Source organism: Cupriavidus neocaledonicus, assembly GCF_000372525.1.
Classification (GTDB): domain Bacteria; phylum Pseudomonadota; class Gammaproteobacteria; order Burkholderiales; family Burkholderiaceae; genus Cupriavidus; species Cupriavidus neocaledonicus.
Genome location: NZ_AQUR01000095.1, coordinates 42,741 through 58,668, shown reverse-complemented (window position 1 = coordinate 58,668; position 15,928 = coordinate 42,741). Strand labels below are relative to the sequence as shown.

The window sequence follows — 15,928 nt, the reverse complement described above, 5'->3', positions numbered from 1 at the left end:
GCGCCGCACCCGTTGCCGCGCCCTGTACAACAGGCACGCCGACCCGGTCTGACCGACCAGGGCGAGCGCGCCGGAGGAGACCGCATTGCAGGAACGGAACCGGCCCGGGCGCATCGTGCCCGCGCCCGAGCACTTCGTCAGCGCATCGCTGCAGCAGGACATCGGCCGGCACGGCCTGGATGCGCCGCGGCGCGACTTCCTGCGCAAGAGCTTCCTGGGTGCCGCCGCGGGCCTCGCCACGGCGGCGGCGGGCCGGCATGCGCTGGCCGCGGACGGCGATCCCGCCATCCTGCAGCCGCAGCCCTGGGCCACGTCGCTGGGGCAGCCGGTGGCCGCCCGGCCCTACGGCCAGCCCTCGGTCCACGAGAAAAGCCTGATCCGGCGCGAATCGCCGGGCCTGACCCGGGTCTCGGCGGCCTCGGTCGCGTTTGCGCCGCTGCAGGGCTTTTTCGGCATCATCACCCCCAACGGCCTGCACTTCGAGCGCCACCACCAGGGCTGGCACGATATCGACCCGGCGCGGCACCGGCTGATGCTCAACGGCCTGGTGCGCACGCCGCGGGTCTACACCATGGACGATCTGATGCGCCTGCCGGCGGTGTCGCGCATGCACTTCATCGAATGCGGCGCCAATACCGGCATGGAATGGGGCAACGTCGCGGTGCCGACGGTGCAGTACACCCACGGCATGCTGTCGTGCTGCGAATTCACCGGGGTGCCGCTGCGGGTACTGCTGGATGACGCCGGCGCCGACCTGCGCCGCGGCCGCTACCTGCTGGCCGAGGGCGGCGACGGCTCCTCGATGACGCGCACCATCCCGATGGAGCTGGCCGACGAGATCATCGTCGCCTGGGGCATGAACGGCGAGATGCTGCGCCCGGAGAACGGCTACCCGCTGCGGCTGGTGGTGCCGGGCGTGCAGGGCGTGTCGTGGGTCAAGTGGCTGCGCCGGCTGGAGCTGGGCGACCGGCCCTGGAATGCCAAGGACGAGACCATCCACTACGTGGACATGATGCCCGACGGCATGCTGCGCCAGTACACCTCGATCCAGGAGTGCAAGTCGGTCATCACCACGCCGTCGGGCGGGCAGCAGCTGGTGGGCAAGGGCTTCTACAACATCAGCGGCCTGGCGTGGTCGGGGCGCGGACGCGTCAAGCGGGTCGATGTCTCGACCGACGGCGGGCGCAACTGGCGCACCGCGCGGCTGGAGGCGCCGGTGCTGTCCAAGTGCCTGACGCGCTTCAACCTGGACTGGGTCTGGGACGGCGGCCCGGCGATCCTGCAAAGCCGCGCCATCGACGAGACCGGCTACGTGCAGCCGAAGCTGGGGCAGCTGCGCGCGGTGCGCGGCACGCGTTCGATCTATCACAACAACGCGATCCAGAGCTGGCAGGTGGCGACCGGCGGCGAGGTGACCAATGTCCATGTGGGTTGAGCTCAGGATCGCCGCCGCGCTGCTGCTGGCGGCCGGCTGCGCCGCGCCGGCATTGGCCGGCACGGGCGACGCGCGGGCGGCACTCGGCCGCACCGCCACGCCGGCGGAGGTGGCCGCGTGGGACATCGACGTGCGCCCGGACTTCAAGGGCCTGCCCCGGGGCAGCGGCACGGTCGCGCAGGGCCAGAAGGTCTGGGATGGCAAGTGCGCGTCGTGCCACGGCGACTTCGGCGAATCCAACGAGGTGTTCGCGCCGCTGGTCGGCGGCACCACCGCCGACGACATCCGGCGCGGACGCGTCGCCGGCATGACCGGCAACCAGCCGTACCGCACCACGCTGATGAAGGTCAGCACCGTCAGCACGCTGTGGGACTACATCCACCGGGCGATGCCGTGGAACGCGCCCAAGAGCCTGAGCGTGAACGAGGTCTATGCGGTCACCGCCTACCTGCTCCACCTGGGCGAGATCGTGCCGGCCGACTTTGCGCTGTCCGACGCCAATATCGCCGAGGTCCAGCGGCGCATGCCCAACCGCGCCGGCATGACCACCGAGCACGGCCTGTGGCCGGGGCGCGGCCGGCCGGATACGCGCAACACCGCCTGCATGTCGCGCTGCGCGGAGCAGGTCACGATCGCCTCGTCGATGCCGGACTATGCGCGCGACGCCCATGGCGACCTGGCGCAGCAGCAACGTGCGTTCGGCCCGGTGCGCGGCATCGCCGCCGCCGGCGCAGGCGGGCCAGCCGTCGCAGCCGTGGCCGCTGCGGCGCCCCCGCCAGGCGCGCGCCTGGCCAGCCAGTACCAGTGCGTGGCCTGCCACGCGATGGACCGCAAGCTGGTGGGGCCGTCGTTCGCCGACATCGCCGGCAAGTACAGGGGCCAGGATGCGCATGCGGCACTGGCGCGCAAGGTCAAGGCGGGCGGGCAGGGCGCGTGGGGCGCCGTGCCGATGCCGCCGCAGCCGCAAATCCCGGATTCGGACGTGCAGGCCATGGTGGGCTGGATTCTTGAGGCAAAATAGCGGACTGGCCGCCGCAGTGCCCCCAGGCGGCGGCCGGTGTGTGCCGCCAGGCCATTGCAGCACGGCCGCGCGGCCTTTGCCGTCCCCACGGCTTTACAGAGCTTGGAGAGCTTAACAATGAAGCAGTTTGTCATCGCAGCGCTGATGCTCGGCGCCGCCGCATCGGCCCACGCGGTCGATGCCGCCAAGGCACAGGAGATCGCCAACAAGAACGCCTGCATGGGTTGCCACCAGGTCGACAAGAAGCTGGTCGGCCCGTCCTACAAGGAAGTGGCGGCCAAGTACAAGGGCGACAAGAACGCCCTGGCGACCCTGAGCAAGAAGGTCAAGAGCGGTGGCTCGGGCGTGTGGGGTCCGGTGCCGATGCCGGCCAACGCCGCCATCAGCGACGCCGACCTGAAGACCGTGGTCGAGTGGGTGCTGGCAGGCGCCCCCGCCAAGTAAGACCGACTGCCACAGCGGGCAGTCCGCCGATGCGCCGGGCCGGGCGGTGAATGCCGCGCGGCCTGGGACAACCAGCGGCCGGCCATGTACCGGCCGCATGCAACACCCCTGAAACGGTCCACGACCGACTGGAACGGAGTAGCCGGAGAGCAAGCAATGAATTCCAAACGACGAGAAGTGCTGCGGGTCACCGCTGTCCTGTCGCTGATGGCCGCCACCGGCCTGATCAGCGAAGCGCAGGCGGCCGAGTGGAACAAGAACGCCTTTGACGGCAAGAGCGTTGCCGACGTGATCAAGGCGCTCGGCGGCAGCGGCACCGAGAAAAGCACCGCCATCACCTTCACCGCCCCCGATATCGCCGAGAACGGCGCCGTGGTGCCGGTGGCCGTGACCAGCACCCTGCCGGATACCGAGCAGATCGCGATCCTGGTGGAAAAGAATCCCAACACCCTGGCCGCCGACTTCATCATCCCGGCCGGCACCGAGCCGTTCGTCTCCACGCGCGTGAAGATGGGCCAGACCTCGGTGGTGCACGCCGCGGTCAAGGCCGGCGGCAAGTGGTACGTGGCATCGAAGGAAATCAAGGTCACGCTGGGCGGCTGCGGCGGCTGACGCCGCGCCCCGGACCCCGGACCGAGATTCCCGCCAAACTGCAACAGGAGAAACACATGGCAGATCCGATGCGCGTACGCGCCACCGAAAACGGCGGCGTGGTGGACGTCAAGATTCTGATGAAGCACGACATGGAGACCGGCCAGCGCAAGGATGCGTCCGGCAAGGTCGTTCCGGCCTGGCATATCCAGACCGTGACCGCCCAGTGCAAGGGCAAGGAAGTGTTCCGCGCCCAGTTCGGGCCGGCGGTGTCGAAGGACCCGTTCCTGAACTTCAAGTTCAAGGGCGGCGCCAAGGGCGACAAGGTGGCGGTGACCTGGATCGACAACAAGGGCGACAAGCGCACCGACGAAGCGACCATCGCCTGAGGCCGAGCGATGCCGACCGATGCCTGCCCGTTGCCGGCAGGCCGCGCCGTCCTCTGCTAAGGTTCGGGGCGGAATGCCGGGACGGACCCGGCCGGAAGGAGCATTATGCGGCGAGCATTTATTCGAGCATCGGCGGCCCTGGCCGCCATCGGCCTGGCAGCCAGGGCCTCCGCCCAGTCGGCGCCGTCCGCTGCGGGCAAGGGCGGGCGCGTGAAGGTGGTGTACCAGCTGTCGGAGGGCATCGACCAGGCGGTGCGCGCGATGGGCAACCTGCGCAACCACCTGAATGGCGCCCCCGGCACCAAGATCGTGGTGGTCGCGTTCGGCTACGGCGTCGACTTTCTCGTCGAAGGCGCCAAGGACGCGCGCGGCAACGGTTTCGAGAGCCCGGTTGGCGCGCTCGCGGCCGACGGCGTGGAGTTCCGCGTGTGCCGCAATACGCTGACCGCGCGCAAGATCAGCGAATCGCAGCTGTTGATGGAGGCCAAGGTGGTCCAGGCCGGCGTGGTCGAGATCGCCCGCCTGCAGGCCGAGGAAGGCTACGCCTACATCAAGCCCTGAGCCGGGCTGGCGCGGCCTGACCGCAACACAAGAGAAAAAAAGCGTCCCGTCGCCCCAGGCGCGGCCGCGAGGAGAAGCCCCATGAATCCGACCCCAAGCCTGGCCCGCCGCGCCGCACTGGCGCTGGCGGCCACCGCGGCGGTGGCCGCCGCTGCCGTCGTGCACGCGCAGGGCAGCACCGCCGACGAAATCGCCAAATACCGCCAGATGCTGGCCGAAGGCAATCCCGCCGAGCTGTGGGAAGCCGCCGGCGAAGAGCTGTGGAAAAAGCCCGCGGGGCCGAAGCACGCCTCGCTCGAGCAATGCGACCTGGGCAAGGGCCCGGGCGTGACCAAGGGCGCCTACGCCGAGCTGCCGCGCTACTTCAAGGACACCAACAAGGTGATGGACCTGGAGCAGCGCCTGGCCCACTGCCGCATGACGCTGCAGGGGCTGAGCAAGGAAGAGGCCACCCGGAACCCGTTCTCGTCGTCGGGCCAGCCCTCCGAGATCGAACGCCTGGTGGCCTACCTGACGGGCGAGTCGCGCGGCGTGAAGATGAACGTGCAGCTCAGCCATGCGGAAGAGAAGCGCACCTATGCGCTGGGCGAGAAGATGTTCTTCTACCGCGGCGGCGCCTATGACTTTGCCTGTGCCACCTGCCATGCGGTGGACGGCCAGCGCATCCGCCTGCAGGACCTGCCCAACCTGCTGACCGACAAGGGCGCGCAGGCGGCCTACACCACCTGGCCGGCGTATCGCGTGTCGCAGGGCGAGGTCCGCACCATGCAGCACCGCCTGTACGACTGCCTGCGCCAGCAGCGCTTTCCCGAACCCGCCTATGGCTCGGACGTGATCACCGCGCTGACCATGTTCCTGGCGAAGAACGCCAACGGCGGCACCTACGACGGCCCGGCGATGAAGCGCTGACCAGTACGGGAGAGACACCATGCAACGACATATCAAGGCAGTGGCCGTCGCGGCCCTGGCCGCCCTGCTGGCAAACGGCGCCTACGCACAGGACAGCGCACAAGGCAGCGCCAAGGCCCGCCCGACCAAGGGCAAGCCCGCCGCGGTCAGCGGCGCCGACATGAAGCACCTGATCGAAGACTCGTTCTCTTCGCGCGGCCCGGTCACGGTCGAGGGCGTGCTCAACCAGGACGGCATGCAGCAGGCCTGCAGCCAGTACCCGGACCGCACCCGGGTGCCGGCCAGGGTGGCAAAGAAGATCGAGGCCGCCGAGCTGAAGCAGATCAAGTACCCCGCCGACGACAAATGGCTAGGCGACTGGAAGGAAGGCGAGAAGGTCGCCCAGAACGGCCGCGGCATGCAGTTCACCGACCAGGTCGGCGGCACCAATGGCGGCAACTGCTACGCCTGCCACCAGATGACCAAGGCCGAGATCTCGTTCGGCAATATCGGCCCGTCGCTGTACCAGTACGGCAAGCTGCGCGGCAACTCGCAGGAAGTCATCAAGTACACCTGGGGCAAGATCTGGGACTCCAGCGCCTACGCCGCCTGCTCCAACATGCCGCGCTTCGGCCACAAGGGCATCCTGACCGAGGCCCAGATCCGCGACGTGATGGCGCTGCTGCTCGACCCGGCCTCGCCGGTCAACCAGTAACGCCGATGCGCGCGCCCGCCATGCCGCTGCGCGCGCTGCTGGCCGCAGGCCTGCTACTGGCCGCGGCCGGCGCCGCCGCGCTGGAAGTGGGCGACACCGTGCGCCTGCCCGAGGTCCGCACCCTCGACGGCCGCACGCTGAGCGCGGCCGCGCTGGCCGGCAAGCCGCTGGTGGTCGAATACTGGGCCACCTGGTGCCCGTTCTGCGCGATGCAGAACCCGCGTTTGCAGAAGCTGTACGAGCGCACCCGCGGCACGCCGCTGCAGGTGCTGGCCATCAGCATCGACAAGGACCCGCGCGAGGCCGCCGACAACATGAAAAAGCGCGGTTACACCTTTGCCGCGACGATGGATTCGCCGGCGCTGCAGGCGGTGTTCGGCAAGCGCAAGGGGCTGCCGGAACTGTACGTGATCGACGCGCGCGGTCGCGTGGTGCAGAAAGAAGTGGGCGAAATGCTCGAAGAAGATGTGGCCGCGCTGGAGCGCTACGCCACGCCATAGCCAGGCCATAGCTATGCGATGCCGGCGGCCCCGCGCCCACCGGCACGCACTTATCCACAGGAAGAGACATGAACCGACGCGAGTTCCTGCAGGTGCTGGCCATCGCCGGCGCCGGCGGCATGACGTTCCCCCACCAGGATGCGCACGCCGCGCAGGCCGCCGACGCCATGTACGACCTGCCGCGCTTCGGCAACGTCCACCTGCTGCACTTCACCGACTGCCATGCGCAGCTGCGGCCGGTGTACTTCCGCGAACCCAACGTCAACCTCGGCATCGGCGACTATGCCGGCAAGCCGCCGCACCTGGTCGGCGAGGCGCTGCTGCGCCATTACGGCATCCGCCCCGGCACGCCGCAGGCGCATGCGTTCACGTATCTCGATTTCAGCGAGGCCGCGCGCCGCTATGGCAAGGTCGGCGGGTTTGCGCACCTGGCCACGCTGGTCAAGCGGCTCAAGGCAGGCCGGCCGGGCGCGCTGCTGCTCGACGGCGGCGATACCTGGCAGGGCTCGGCGACCGCGCTGTGGACCAAGGGGCAGGACATGGTCGATGCGGCGCTGGCGCTCGGTGTCGATGTGATGACGCCGCACTGGGAGATGACGCTGGGCGCCGAGCGCGTCAAGGAAATCGTCGACAAGGACTTCAAGGGCAAGGTCGCGTTCCTGGCGCAGAACATCAAGACCAACGACTTCGGCGACCCGGTGTTCGATCCGTACGTCATCCGCGAGATCAACGGCGTGCCGGTGGCCATCATCGGCCAGGCGTTCCCGTACACCCCGATCGCCAACCCGCGCTACTTCGTGCCGGACTGGACCTTCGGCATCCAGGAAGAAAATCTGCAGCAGGTCATCGACGCCGCGCGCGGCAAGGGCGCGCAGGCGGTGGTGCTGCTGTCGCACAACGGCATGGACGTCGATCTGAAGCTGGCCTCGCGCGTGCGCGGTCTCGACGCCATCCTCGGCGGCCACACCCATGACGGCGTGCCGGCGCCGGTGGCGGTGAAGAACGCCGGCGGCACCACGCTGGTGACCAATGCCGGCTCCAACGGCAAGTTCCTCGGCGTGCTCGATTTCGACGTGAAGAACGGCAAGGTGGCGGACTTCCGCTACCGCCTGCTGCCGGTGTTCGCCAACTACCTGCCGGCCGACCCGGCCATGGACGCGCTGATCAGCAAGGTACGCGCGCCGTATGAAAAGAAGCTGTCCGAAGTGCTGGCCGTCAACCGCGGCCTGCTGTACCGGCGTGGCAACTTCAACGGCACCTTCGACCAGCTGATCCTCGACGGGCTGATGCAGGCCCAGGGCGCACAGATCGCGTTCTCGCCGGGCTTCCGCTGGGGCACCACGCTGCTGCCGGGCCAGGCCATCACCATGGAGCACCTGATGGACCAGACCGCCATCACGTACCCGTACACCACGGTGACGCAGATGAGCGGCGCGACCATCAAGACCATCCTCGAAGACGTGGCCGACAACCTGTTCAACCCGGACCCGTACTACCAGCAGGGCGGCGACATGGTGCGCGTCGGCGGCCTGCAGTACACCATCGATCCCGCCGCCGGCATGGGCAAGCGCATCACCGACATGCGCCTGGCGGGCAAGCCGCTGGAGGCTGGCAAGACCTACAAGGTGGCAGGCTGGGCACCGGTGGCGGAAGAAGCGCGAGAATCGGGCGGCGCGCCCATCTGGGACGTAATGGCGCAGTGGCTGCGCAGCACCAGGGAAGTCAGCGCGCGCCCGCTGAACCTGCCGCGCGTGCGCGGCATGGACGGCAATGCCGGCATCGCGGCATGATGTGGCAAACAGCACGCATGGGGGCGCGGAGGATTGAAGCGCGCCGCCCAAGTACGCTACAATCCTCCGCGACGGGCCGATAGCTCAGCTGGGAGAGCGCTGCGTTCGCAATGCAGAGGTCGGGAGTTCGATCCTCCTTCGGTCCACCAGAATTCTTGCCCATCCGGCAATACGTACGGCAATACGTACGGCAATACGTACGGCAATACGCACCCGATGCCCCGGAGCCGCCAGGCTGCCGGGGTTTTTTGTTGATGGCGTTGCCGCCGTCTGCCCCGTCACAGCGCGGCCGCAACCTGCACCGGCAGCGTTCCCGCCCCTAACAACTCCCTGAACCCCGCTTCGTGATGCCGCAGCGCATGCGGCGCATACCAGGCGTGTGCCGCCCGGCCGATGCGCGCGGCGGCATCCAGGTCCGGCGTCATGGCCTGGATCGACGGCAGGTAGTGCCCCGGCGTGATGCCATCGTGCACGCCGCTGCTGCGGGACAGCAGCACCGGGCAGACCGCGTGGGCGCAATACGCGGCGAAGACCCCGCTCTTGGCCGCATAGTCGACAGGGTAGGCCAGCACGCCATAGGCCGATACCGACAGCAGCCGCGCCGCCTCGGCGGCTTCGACGCGGCCGTGCACCACCGCGCCGCGCCGGGCGATGCGGGCGGCGAGGCCGGTGTCGCCCAGCGGTGGCCCGACATCATGCAGGGTGAAGCCGGCATGGCCGATCCAGTCGAACAGGGCTGCGCCGGCCTCCTGATAGGTCTGGGCACGCAGCGCCGAGCCGCCGAGCACTACCACGGCGGCTTGCCGGTCCCGCTGCGGCGCGCCGCTTTCCCCCAGGTTGGAGAACACCGGCAGCACCTGGTGCGGCCGCGCCGGTGCGTGGGCATTGAGCCAGCGCGCCGAACCCTCGCGGTTGGTCACCCAGAAGTCGGCCAGCGCTGCCAGTTCGGCGGCAATGTAGCGCTGCACCGGAGAGAGCCAGAACGCCGAGCGCCATGGCGCGCCGTCGGCATACAGTTCGTGGAAGAAGATGCCGAGGCGGCGCATGTGCGGCCGGGCCTCGCGCAGGCGCCGCAGCAGCCACAGCGGCGTGCCGCGCCTGGCGTAGCCGTAGCCGACGTAATGGAGGACCACGTCGGCGCCGGCCAGCGCGGCCGCCGGCAGGTCGGGCGTCGCCTCGAGCAGCTGTCCTTGCAGCAGCCCGTTGAGCGTCGCGGCGTAGTCCCTGACGCCACCTTCGCCGGGCGCGACCAGGCTGATGGGGGCGCCGCAGCCGCGGGCGTTCAGGTCGTGGGCGGATGGACTCGGCATGGGACAGGCTCCTTGCGCATATGGCGAGGTTGTCATGTCCCCCGGCGGCCCATCTGTGCTCCAGCGCACGCGGCATGACGGCGCGGCCGACCCCTGTCCAATGGAAAAAGCCCGCACGGCGAACCGTGCGGGCCTCGATCAGGCGATATCAGGGGTGAGAAGCTTGCCGGGGTCAACCGGCGCGCTTCAGGCTGACATGGCGCTCAGGGTACGTTGCTCTGGGTGAAGTTGAACGGCTTGCCGGCCACCGCGTAGGAGCCGCCAAACTCGAACTCTTCATTGCCCGACTGGCCCACGCCGATATACAGCGGGGCGTTGGCGCCCTGCAGGTTGATCGGCGCATAGCGATAGTTCAGCACCTGCTTGCCGGCATAGTCGGTCAGCGTGATCACGCTGGTCAGCAGCGGGCTTTGCTGGGTTTCAGACACCGTGATCGGGTCGACGATGCGCGAATCCTGCAGCGTCTTTTCGACCGTCAGCGTTGCCATGTCGACCAGCTGCACCTTCTGCTCGCCGCGCGACACCACCCACAGCTTGGTGTTCGAGCTGCCGAAGCTTTCGCGATTCACCTGGTGGATCATGCTGGTCGGGTTCTTGCCCACTTGCAGCGTGGTCACTTCCTTGATCAGTTCCGGATCGAGGTTGGTACCGGATTGCACGCCAGCCACCGAGATCGCGTGGATCACGCCGTCTTCCGTCGCCACCCAGGCCTGGCCCGGGTTGGCCAGCATCGAGATCTTCACCGCGGTCGGCTTTTCGGCCAGGCTCATGGTCTTGATCACGGTCGGGGCGTAGTTGTCCACCGCGAACGTCTGCGGCCATTGCGAGTCTTCCAGGCCGGTATTGTTCAGCGTGTTCTGCAGGTCGCTGAAGCTGCCTTCGAAGTAGGTATTGATGACCTTGTTGAACAGCGGCTTCAGGTCCAGGAACACCACCTTCTTTTCCGACTTCGAAATCACCGCGGCAACGCCGGAGCGGGAGATCAGGTTGGCGTTCACGCCACCCGCGGCAAAGCTCTTCTGGTTGGCTTCGCTCAGGCCAGGCGTTGCTGCCGGCAGACCCAGGCTCGCACCGCGGTCGCCGACCGGGTCACGCAACCAGCCCTGCGTGGTGTTGTCCTGCATGGTGCTGAAGTCGGTCACGGCGGAAATGTCCGTCGGGGCCTTCATATCCGGCAGGTCAACGAAGCCCAGCAGCTTCATGAAGACGAAGTTCGACATGTTGCGCAGGCCCGGATAGAGACCGTGCCACGACATGTCGCTGGAGTCATAAGGACCGCCCACCTTGCTGCCGTCGGCGAGGCTGCCCAGCGCAATCACCGCCACCTGGCCCTTCAGGTTCTTGGTGTCCCAGATGGTCACCAGGGCAAATTCCGAGTTCGACGTGATCGCGATGGCCGTGGGCACCTTGCCCTCCGGCAGCTTCACCGACGCCGAGTGCGAAGCGGTATTCATACCGACCGAGGCAATCAGGCCGTTCTGGAATGCCACCAGCGACTGTGCGCAATCGTGCTCGCTGCAGCGGCCCATGGCGATCGGCTGCGTGGGCATGGCGCCGCCATTGGCTGCGACGTGGTTATTCAGTTGCGGATTGGTGGTGGCACCGCCCCAGAACCAGGCGGTCTGCGGCTTTTCGGCAATCGTGCCGGCGCTCAGGTCCAGCGTCAGCAGCGGCGTGACGGCCGAATCGGTGGCAACGTCCGGACGGTAAATCACGTCGCCCATGTTGCTGCCGTAGTCATTGCGGGCGCAGTCGACGCCACCCAGCTGATAAATAATGCTGGTGCTGGTGTCCATGCCGGCGCCGGGATATTCCTGCTGGAAGCAGGTATTACCGTGCGGGTAAAAGGTCTTGTCCTCGGGTTTCCAATAGGTATGGACCGCTGCGGCGGCCGAATTACTTGCACCGTAGCGATAAGCCATGGCTTTTTCGCTGGTGTAATCCGAGGCAATGGCGACATATTCGTCGGCATTCAAATTGCCGGAGCCGTCGAAAATCTCGTCGGCAACCTGGGTCGTCGCGGCCGGAGTGGTCGGGCCACGCGAAGCTTCGGTCGACGAGGTGCTACCGGAGGTGGTTGCATCGCTGCCGTCGCCGCCACCGCCGCATGCCGAAAGCACCACAGCGGCGCAGGCAGCGGCCAGGAAGTTCAGGCTCGGCAGAATGTAAGAATTGCGCGCTCTGCGCAGGTCGGATGGGTTATCGCGAGGTAGATTTTTCCCAGTCATTGATTTTTGAGTGAATGGATAAAAGATGAAAGTGAATAAACATCACCACGCCCGTTCTTGTGCCGGTTTGCAGTGTGTGCGACCAATTGCAGTGGCATAAAAAGCGGATCGGGTTAACCCCTTGGAAAACCCGGCAGCGGCGATACTAGGGGTACGTGTTCGAGACCGTACAGGACAGTAACAATGGGTTACGTGTGATTTTCGGGTGGGGCACCTGTGCACTATTGCAGTGCGCACTTGCGACGTAACGATTACGCGCTGATGGATCACATGTAAGGATTTGTTCGATTTGTGGACAGTTTTCCGTACGGCGCAATATCATCGCGCGCGATTTTCGGCGTAAAAAAACGGCTAATGCCGCCGCCTGGTGACAGGGCAGGACAGGGATTTAATGCCGGCGCAACGCCAGAGGTGGGCCGGGTTAAGGCCACCTGAATTCCACATGAATGCCAGCGGGACAGGGCGTTAAGCGCCACGCGCGGCGGTCACGCCAGCGGGGTGCCGGCGACTCGCTTCGCCGGGCGCCATACGTTATCGTTGAGCCCCTTGGGCCCGGCAGCGTGCGCCGGGCGCCGTTGACCGTCCCTGCGCACCAGCGCCGCCCCGTCCCATGCAAGTCATCAGGAAATCGTTCGTCGGACGCATCCGCGAGCAGCTGGACCAGTTGTCGCCGTCGGAGCGCCGGCTGGCGGAGTTCGCGCTGGATTTCCCCGGCGATCTAGCGGGCTATACCGCCTCGGAGCTGGCCGGGCTGGCCCATGTGTCGAATGCCACCGTGACACGCTTCGTGCGGCGCATGGGCTATGCGTCGTATGACGACGCGCGCAAGCATGTGCGCGCGGAGAAGAGCGCGGGCTCGCCGCTGTTGCTGGCCGGCGCCGAAAGTACAGCCGGAGCGGCCGATACCGGCTCGCTCGGCGCGCATCTCCGGCAGTCCGTGGCCAACCTCGGCGCCACGTATCGGCGCCTGTCAGAGGCGCAACTGCGGGAAATCGCCGAGGCGATCCTGGGCGCGCGCAAGGTCTGGATCGTCGGCTTTCGCTCGAGCCAGCCGCTGGCCATGTACCTGCGCTGGCAGCTGTTGCAGATCGTGCCGAGCGCGCAGTCGGTGCCCGGCGCCGGCGAGACCATGGGCGAGCACCTCGCCGGCATGACCGAGGACGACGTGGTGATCGTGCTGGCCTTGCGCCGGCGCGTGCGCGAGCTGCCGTCGGTCGTGGCGCAGGCGGCCAAGGCTTGCCCCAGGCTGCTCTACATCACGGAGCAGGGGGCGACGGCCAGGGTGCCCGCCAGGTGGGTGCTGCGCTGTGATGTGCAGGGCCCCGGCGTGCTGGACAACCATGCCGCCGTGATCGGCCTGTGCCACCTGATCGTCACGCAGGTGATGGAGCTGGCCGGCACGCCCGGCCGGCGGCATCTGGGCCTGGTCGAAGCCTTCCACGACGCGCTCGGCGAACTCTGAGCGCCACCGCCCGATTGCGGCGCGTTGCCCTTTGCATTTGCGATTTTCCGCCGCGGGGCCGGCCGCTTTAAGCCGACACCCTGCCGTGTCGGTATAAACCCGTTTGAAAAAATATTTTCAGATATTTATCATCTGAAAAAATCAGAACATTACGTCCGGAGCCACTGAGTCCCTGCTCGTAAAAACCGCCGTGCGCATGGAGGCAAAGGCATGGGTGCGGAAGTCAGTTTCCTCTACGCAGCCGCCGCCGCAGTAACCCGGGCGGGCGCTGGACGGCTGCCACTCCTGCATCCCGAGACGAGAATGCGCCATATCCTGCTGATCAACCCGAATACTTCCGGCGCCACTACGCAGATGATGGCCGGCATCGCGCGCGCCTGGCTGGCGCAGCACCTGGCGGTCCCGCCGGCCGTGGTCGGCGCGACGGTGGCGCGCGGCGCGCCGATGATCGTCGACGATAACGACCTGGCGCTGGCCGCGTGCGCGGTCAATGACGCCGAGACGGTGCGCCTGGCCGGCCTTGCCGGGGGTGTGATCGTCGGTGCCTTCGGGGATCCGGGCCTGCAAGCCCTGCGCGCGCAACTGGCGGTGCCGGTGGTGGGCATCGGCGAGGCCGCGATGCACGCCGCCGCGACGGGCGAGCGGCGCTTCGGCATCGCCACCACCACCCCGCGGCTGGCGGCGTCGATCGCGTGCGCCGTGCGCCGGTACGGCCTGGAGGCCCGGTTTACCGGCGCACGCTTCACCGATGGCGACCCGCGCGCGCTGGGCAGCGCGCCACGGCAACAGGAAGAACGGCTCGCGGGCGCGGTGCAGGCGTGTATCGACGATGGCGCGCAGGCCGTGATCATCGGCGGCGGGCCGCTGGGCGAGGCCGCGCGCGCGCTGCAACAACGCTTTGCGGTGCCCGTGATCGGGCCCATCCCGGCCGCATGCGAGGCGCTGGCCCGCGCCCTGGGCCTGCCGTTGCGCCAGGGGCCGGCGCTGGCAGGGGCTTGAGCCGTTCGAGGCGCGGCCTATGCCACGCGCGTCGGTCGTCTGGCCTTCATCGCCGACGGGCGTACCTGTTGCAGCGCCCGCAGTGACTGCAGGGCATCCTCGACCGCTTCGATGCCGTCGCGCAAGCGGCCGGTGGCATAGCCCAGGCGGCTTTGCGCATCGGCATCGGGGGTGGAAAGATTTTCGAGTGCATCGACTTCCGCCTGCATCTGTCCGACCAGGCGGCGAAGCTGGGATGTGCTGTGCGAGGCTAGCGAACGGATCGCCATCGTAAGAGCCCTCCTTGCAGAGACCGGGTGCGCCCGCTGGCGCCGGCGCGCACGCTTCGTGCGGCGCCTGTCGTGTCTACGGCCCGTCGTGTCTACGGTAAAGGCGGCGCAATCAGTTAGCCAGCGCTGTTACGAAATCGGCACGATGGCGCGCCCGCCCGGCGCGCCGCGCTGCCCTCAGGTTCGGCTATAGTCACCCGATGGATTCGCACTCCCCCCGCATGCGCGCAAGGCCGGGCAACCTGCCCGACGACGGCGCCAACCCGTCGGCGCAAGCCGAGGCACGCCACCGCGCCGGCCGCAACAGTACGCTGGTCAGCGTGGCGGTCAATACCGGCCTGACCGCGGTGCAGGCGGTTGCAGGCGTGATCTCCGGCTCGCAGGCGCTGATCGCCGACGCCGCGCATTCGCTGTCCGACCTGCTTTCAGACTTTGTCGTGCTGGCCGCCGGCTGGCAAAGCCGCAAGGATCCGGACGCCGACCACCAGTACGGCCACCTGCGCTTCGAGACCGGCGCCTCGCTGGCCCTCGGCGTACTGCTGCTGACGGTGGGGGCGGGCATGCTGTGGGCGGCGCTGGGCAAGCTGCAGTCCGCGGGCGGCGCGCAGCCGGTGCAACCGGTGGCACTGTGGGTGGCGCTGGCCACGCTGGCCTCCAAGGAACTGCTGTTCCGCTACATGCTGGCCGTGGCGCGGCGGGTGCGCTCGAGCATGCTGGTGGCCAACGCCTGGCATGCGCGCTCGGATGCGGCGTCGTCGCTGGTGGTGGCGCTCGGCATCGGCGGCAACCTGCTGGGCTACCACATCCTCGACCCGATCGCGGCGATCGTGGTCGGGCTGATGGTGGCGCGCATGGGGCTGCGCTTCGGCTGGGACGCGCTCAACGACCTGATGGACCGCGCCGCCGACGAGGAGACCGTCACCGCGATCCGCGCCACCATGCTGGCCACGCCCGGCGTGCTCGGACTGCATGACCTGCGCACGCGCAAGATGGGCGACCAGGTCCTGGTCGACGTGCACCTCGAGATCGACGCCACCCTGAGCGTGGCGCAGGGCCATGCCATCGCGGTGGAGGCGCGGCGCCGCACGCTGGAACACCACCATGTGCTGAACGTGATGACGCACGTCGACCCGATATACGTGGGCGCTACCACTGCGGGTGGATGAAGCCTGTGGACAGCCTCGCCCAAGCCTGGGGATAACCGGCGGACAAGCTGTGTCGCGGCTGTGGATGCGCTGTGGGACGTATACGGACAACTCGCGGGGGCGCGCGGCCTATGTATACCTCGCCGCCGTCTTGTCCCGGCAAATCAGGGTTATCCCGGAG

General features: G+C 67.9%; 16 protein-coding genes and 1 tRNA gene. 14 read left to right on the top strand and 3 right to left on the bottom strand.

Annotated features, from left to right (window positions below; genetic code table 11):
* The first annotated feature begins 85 nt into the window (after positions 1-85).
* The 11 genes from soxC (at position 86) to A3AG_RS0114615 (ending at position 8,483) form a co-directional block, all read left to right on the top strand.
* A complete protein-coding gene (gene soxC, locus A3AG_RS0114665) occupies positions 86-1,435 on the top strand; it encodes a sulfite dehydrogenase (RefSeq protein WP_018006139.1) in 1,350 nt (449 codons plus the stop codon).
* Complete coding sequence (locus A3AG_RS0114660; protein ID WP_018006138.1) at positions 1,419-2,456, top strand: c-type cytochrome; 1,038 nt, start codon at positions 1,419-1,421, stop codon at positions 2,454-2,456. Before soxC ends, A3AG_RS0114660 begins: the two co-directional genes overlap by 17 nt.
* Before the next feature lie 117 nt (positions 2,457-2,573).
* Positions 2,574-2,900 carry a c-type cytochrome gene (locus A3AG_RS0114655; protein WP_018006137.1) on the top strand — a complete coding sequence of 109 codons (327 nt, stop codon included), beginning with the start codon at positions 2,574-2,576 and terminating at the stop codon, positions 2,898-2,900.
* A gap of 156 nt (positions 2,901-3,056) precedes the next feature.
* Complete coding sequence (gene soxY, locus A3AG_RS0114650) at positions 3,057-3,512, top strand: thiosulfate oxidation carrier protein SoxY (RefSeq protein WP_018006136.1); 456 nt, start codon at positions 3,057-3,059, stop codon at positions 3,510-3,512.
* Between the two features lie 56 nt (positions 3,513-3,568).
* Positions 3,569-3,880, top strand: a complete 312-nt coding sequence (gene soxZ / locus A3AG_RS0114645; protein WP_018006135.1) for a thiosulfate oxidation carrier complex protein SoxZ — start codon at positions 3,569-3,571, stop codon at positions 3,878-3,880.
* A 105-nt stretch (positions 3,881-3,985) separates the two neighbouring features.
* Positions 3,986-4,441 carry a DsrE family protein gene (locus tag A3AG_RS0114640; protein WP_018006134.1) on the top strand — a complete coding sequence of 152 codons (456 nt, stop codon included), beginning with the start codon at positions 3,986-3,988 and terminating at the stop codon, positions 4,439-4,441.
* An 81-nt stretch (positions 4,442-4,522) separates the two neighbouring features.
* The gene (soxA, locus tag A3AG_RS0114635) at positions 4,523-5,350 is read left to right on the top strand and encodes a sulfur oxidation c-type cytochrome SoxA (RefSeq protein WP_018006133.1); all 828 of its coding nucleotides are present in this window, start codon (positions 4,523-4,525) and stop codon (positions 5,348-5,350) included.
* 19 nt (positions 5,351-5,369) lie between these two features.
* Complete coding sequence (gene soxX, locus A3AG_RS0114630) at positions 5,370-6,044, top strand: sulfur oxidation c-type cytochrome SoxX (protein ID WP_018006132.1); 675 nt, start codon at positions 5,370-5,372, stop codon at positions 6,042-6,044.
* A gap of 5 nt (positions 6,045-6,049) precedes the next feature.
* Positions 6,050-6,544 carry a TlpA family protein disulfide reductase gene (locus tag A3AG_RS0114625; RefSeq protein ID WP_018006131.1) on the top strand — a complete coding sequence of 165 codons (495 nt, stop codon included), beginning with the start codon at positions 6,050-6,052 and terminating at the stop codon, positions 6,542-6,544.
* A 68-nt stretch (positions 6,545-6,612) separates the two neighbouring features.
* A complete protein-coding gene (soxB, locus tag A3AG_RS0114620) occupies positions 6,613-8,334 on the top strand; it encodes a thiosulfohydrolase SoxB (protein ID WP_018006130.1) in 1,722 nt (573 codons plus the stop codon).
* 73 nt (positions 8,335-8,407) lie between these two features.
* Positions 8,408-8,483, top strand: a tRNA-Ala gene (locus A3AG_RS0114615).
* Between the two features lie 129 nt (positions 8,484-8,612).
* Here the strand turns inward: A3AG_RS0114615 and A3AG_RS0114610 are convergent.
* Together A3AG_RS0114610 and A3AG_RS0114605 are read right to left on the bottom strand one after the other, a co-directional pair.
* Positions 8,613-9,644 (bottom strand): hypothetical protein, encoded by a 1,032-nt coding sequence (locus A3AG_RS0114610; protein ID WP_018006129.1) that lies wholly within the window; start codon positions 9,642-9,644, stop codon positions 8,613-8,615.
* 203 nt (positions 9,645-9,847) lie between these two features.
* Entirely contained in the window at positions 9,848-11,764 is a 1,917-nt protein-coding gene (locus A3AG_RS0114605; RefSeq protein WP_240619846.1) for a YncE family protein, read from the bottom strand.
* A 718-nt stretch (positions 11,765-12,482) separates the two neighbouring features.
* Here A3AG_RS0114605 and A3AG_RS0114600 point away from each other — a divergent pair.
* Complete coding sequence (locus A3AG_RS0114600) at positions 12,483-13,334, top strand: MurR/RpiR family transcriptional regulator (RefSeq protein ID WP_018006127.1); 852 nt, start codon at positions 12,483-12,485, stop codon at positions 13,332-13,334.
* Positions 13,335-13,637: 303 nt separating this feature from the next.
* Positions 13,638-14,333, top strand: coding sequence for an aspartate/glutamate racemase family protein (locus A3AG_RS0114590; RefSeq protein WP_018006125.1), 696 nt, complete (start codon positions 13,638-13,640; stop codon positions 14,331-14,333).
* A gap of 17 nt (positions 14,334-14,350) precedes the next feature.
* Here A3AG_RS0114590 and A3AG_RS0114585 read toward each other — a convergent pair whose 3' ends face one another.
* Positions 14,351-14,602: a hypothetical protein gene (locus tag A3AG_RS0114585; RefSeq protein ID WP_018006124.1), complete on the bottom strand. Its 252-nt coding sequence runs from the start codon at positions 14,600-14,602 to the stop codon at positions 14,351-14,353.
* Positions 14,603-14,823: 221 nt separating this feature from the next.
* On the opposite strand from A3AG_RS0114585, the gene A3AG_RS0114580 reads away from it, so the two are divergent.
* The gene (locus tag A3AG_RS0114580; protein ID WP_018006123.1) at positions 14,824-15,768 is read left to right on the top strand and encodes a cation diffusion facilitator family transporter; all 945 of its coding nucleotides are present in this window, start codon (positions 14,824-14,826) and stop codon (positions 15,766-15,768) included.
* Positions 15,769-15,928: the final 160 nt, after the last annotated feature.